The organism is Acinetobacter sp. YH16051 (assembly GCF_013417135.1).
Lineage (GTDB): Bacteria > Pseudomonadota > Gammaproteobacteria > Pseudomonadales > Moraxellaceae > Acinetobacter > Acinetobacter towneri.
Map to the genome: position 1 here is coordinate 1 of NZ_VPEN01000060.1, position 3,480 is coordinate 3,480.

General features: G+C 45.7%; 4 protein-coding genes and 1 pseudogene. All 5 read left to right on the forward strand.

Annotated elements, in window-relative coordinates:
• Nucleotides 1–132 (forward strand): annotated as a pseudogene (locus tag FTV41_RS13955) (IS6 family transposase); the annotation flags it as partial.
• 72 nt (nt 133–204) lie between these two features.
• Entirely contained in the window at nt 205–798 is a 594-nt protein-coding gene (locus FTV41_RS13960; protein WP_205779272.1) for a tyrosine-type recombinase/integrase, read from the forward strand.
• 189 nt (nt 799–987) lie between these two features.
• Nucleotides 988–2,154 (forward strand): tetracycline-inactivating monooxygenase Tet(X3), encoded by a 1,167-nt coding sequence (locus tag FTV41_RS13965; protein ID WP_024160783.1) that lies wholly within the window; start codon nt 988–990, stop codon nt 2,152–2,154.
• 148 nt (nt 2,155–2,302) lie between these two features.
• The gene (locus FTV41_RS13970) at nt 2,303–3,040 is read left to right on the forward strand and encodes a recombinase family protein (protein WP_001366550.1); all 738 of its coding nucleotides are present in this window, start codon (nt 2,303–2,305) and stop codon (nt 3,038–3,040) included.
• Complete coding sequence (locus FTV41_RS13975) at nt 3,037–3,261, forward strand: hypothetical protein (RefSeq protein ID WP_000743213.1); 225 nt, start codon at nt 3,037–3,039, stop codon at nt 3,259–3,261. The genes FTV41_RS13970 and FTV41_RS13975 overlap by 4 nt, the downstream gene beginning before the upstream one ends.
• Nucleotides 3,262–3,480 lie beyond the last annotated feature (219 nt).

Consider the following 3,480-nt stretch of genomic DNA (forward strand, 5'->3'; position numbering starts at 1 on the left):
ATGAAGACGGCTTACGCCACCATCAAAGGTATTGAGGTGATGCGTGCACTACGCAAAGGCCAGGCCTCAGCATTTTATTATGGTGATCCCCTGGGCGAAATGCGCCTGGTAAGCAGAGTTTTTGAAATGTAAGGCCTTTGAATAAGACAAAAGGCTGCCTCATCGCTAACTTTGCAACAGTGCCAGTTTTATTACGAACGTGTTTTGGGTGGACAACGGAAAACATATTTCATCGAAAGACCAAAAAAAGAAAAAACACTTCCTGTTGTGATGAGTGAAGAAGAAACCATTCGGGTACTACGCGCTATTGAAAACGTGAAACACAAGGCTATTCTGATGACTATTTATTCGGCAGGTTTGCGCATTTCTGAATGTATAAACCTGAAAATAAAAGACATTGACTCCAAGCGCATGCAAATTCGTATAGAACAGTCAAAAGGAAAAAGAGATCGTTATACCATTTTATCTGAGAAAACATTAATTATTTTAAGAACATACTTTATGGAATATAAACCAAAAGATTATTTATTTGAAGGTCAAAAAGGTGGCGCATACTCAAGCCGAAGTATTCAAAACATTTTTAAAGCAGCTGTTTTAAAAGCAAAGATTCAAAAGGAAGTTACTGTACATACCTTACGACATAGCTTTGCAACGCATTTGCTTGAGAATGGTACGAGTTTACGTTATATTCAATCGTTGTTAGGTCATTCAAGCAGTAAAACAACTGAGGTTTATACACATATTACCACCAAGGGAATGGAACAATTAAAAAGTCCGATGGATTTGTTAGATATATAGAAAGGATTTGTATATTTGAGCAAAACTTAACAAAAAGCACTATGAATATAAATCCTTTTGAGAGAGTAGAAACGAACGGTAAACGGTTGAAAACGGATTTGTCACTGATAATGAAAGGTTTAGCAAAATAAGATATAGTGGATATATACGCCATTTGGCGTATAGCCACTTGTTATGTGCCATTTTTGAATGACAATGCGAATAGATACAGACAAACAAATGAATTTACTTAGTGATAAGAACGTTGCAATAATTGGTGGTGGACCCGTTGGACTGACTATGGCAAAATTATTACAGCAAAACGGCATAGACGTTTCAGTTTACGAAAGAGACAACGACCGAGAGGCAAGAATTTTTGGTGGAACCCTTGACCTACACAAAGGTTCAGGTCAGGAAGCAATGAAAAAAGCGGGATTGTTACAAACTTATTATGACTTAGCCTTACCAATGGGTGTAAATATTGCTGATGAAAAAGGCAATATTTTATCCACAAAAAATGTAAAGCCCGAAAATCGATTTGACAATCCTGAAATAAACAGAAATGACTTAAGGGCTATCTTGTTGAATAGTTTAGAAAACGACACGGTTATTTGGGATAGAAAACTTGTTATGCTTGAACCTGGTAAGAAGAAGTGGACACTAACTTTTGAGAATAAACCGAGTGAAACAGCAGATTTGGTTATTCTTGCCAATGGTGGAATGTCGAAAATAAGGAGCTTTGTTACCGACACGCAAGTTGAAGAAACCGGTACTTTCAACATCCAAGCTGATATTCTTCAACCGGAAATAAACTGTCCCGGATTTTTTCAGCTATGCAACGGCAACCGATTAATGGCGGGACATCAGGGCATTTTATTGTTTGCCAATCCCAATAATAATGGTGCATTGTATTTAGGAATTAGTTTTAAAACGCCCGATGAATGGAAAAATAAAATTCCCTTAGATTTTCAGGACAGAAACAGCGTTGCCGATTTTTTATTGAAAAGATTTTCCAAATGGAGTGAAGTTTACAAACAATTAATACGTTCGGTATCAACATTTCAATGCTTGCCCACAAGGAAATTTCCTTTGAACAATGATTGGAAAAGTAACCGTCCATTACCCATAACAATGATTGGCGATGCTGCTCATTTGATGTCGCCTTTTGCAGGACAGGGTGTAAATACGGGATTATTGGATGCTTTGATATTGTCTGAAAACCTTACAAACGGAGAATTTACAAGTATTGAAAATGCCATCGAAAACTACGAACAACAAATGTTTGTTTATGCAAAAGATACGCAGGACGAATCGACAGAAAACGAAACCGAAATGTTTAGTCCCAATTTTTCGTTTCAAAAATTATTGAATCTATAAACAGTAAGAAAAAACGGCTACTAACAAGCAGTTTTGCAATAGTGGGGCAGAAGTGCAAAATTGAACTTGTGTGCTTCTATCAACTTTTGTACATTAGCTGCCAGTTTAAGATGGGTGCATTTGAGTATGCCCAAAGGAGCCCGCAAGTATGCGCAGGACGAAGCCAGTAGCCGCGCCGATGGTGGCGCGGGTCTATCTGCGCGTCAGCACCGACGCGCAGGACTTGGAACGCCAAGAGGCGATCACTACGGCCGCGAAGGCCGCCGGCTACTACGTCGCCGGCATCTACCGTGAGAAGGCATCCGGCGCACGCGCCGACCGGCCTGAGCTGCTGCGCATGATCGGCGACCTACAGCCCGGCGAGGTGGTCATTGCCGAGAAGATCGACCGCATCAGCCGCCTACCTTTGCCCGAGGCCGAGCGCCTGGTGGCCTCGATACAGGCCAAAGGCGCACGCCTGGCCGTCCCTGGCGTGGTCGATCTATCCGACCTGGCGGCCGAGGCCCAGGGCGTCGCCAAGATCGTGCTGGAAGCCGTGCAGATCATGCTTTTTCGCCTGGCCTTGCAGATGGCCCGCGACGACTACGAGGACAGGCGCGAACGCCAGCGCCAAGGCATTGAGTTGGCCCGCCAGGCCGGGCGGTACAAGGGCCGCCGTGCTGATCCGAAGCGCCGCGCCCAAGTTGTCGCGCTGCGCAAGTCCGGCTACAGCATCAACAAGACCGCCGAGCTGGCCGGGTACAGTGCGGCCCAGGTGAAACGGATATGGGCCGAGGTCAGCCAGGCCGAAGCGAAGCAGCACGGCGCGTTCGTGGAGGACGCATTGACGGAAGCCGATGCCCTGGCCGCTGTCGGCCAGGATGAGCGCCAGGAGGAAAGGGCATGAAGAAGCCGAACCAAGACGACGAGCCGTTTTTCATCACCGAGGAGATTGCGGCCGAAATGATCGCCGGCGGCTATGAGTTCGAGCTGCCGCCCATTCCTTGCACCATCCGCCTACGCGACGTGCTGGAGCGCATGACCGATGCTGAGCTAGCATTGCAGCCGGGCGAGATCGCCGACCAGGAGCGTGAACGCTGCCGGCGCAAGCCGTGTTCAACCTCATGATCTGGTCATGGTATTTTTCATGGCACTGAGCCTGATAGTTCTTGCAAATTGTTGTCACTAAAGGGTTTTGTGTGCTTGTTTACAATCGAGTGGGAGTGACGGGCACTGGCTGGCAATGTCTAGCAACGGCAGGCATTTCGGCTGAGGGTAAAAGAACTTTCCGCTAAGCGATAGACTGTATGTAAACACAGTATTGCAAGGACGCGGAACATGCCTCAT

Bases quoted from the DNA above. Each gene is read 5' to 3' on its own strand.
- FTV41_RS13965 (WP_024160783.1), top strand. From the start codon at position 988: ATGACAATGCGAATAGATACAGACAAACAAATGAATTTACTTAGTGAT.
- FTV41_RS13970 (WP_001366550.1), top strand. From the start codon at position 2,303: ATGCGCAGGACGAAGCCAGTAGCCGCGCCGATGGTGGCGCGGGTCTAT.
- FTV41_RS13975 (WP_000743213.1), top strand. From the start codon at position 3,037: ATGAAGAAGCCGAACCAAGACGACGAGCCGTTTTTCATCACCGAGGAG.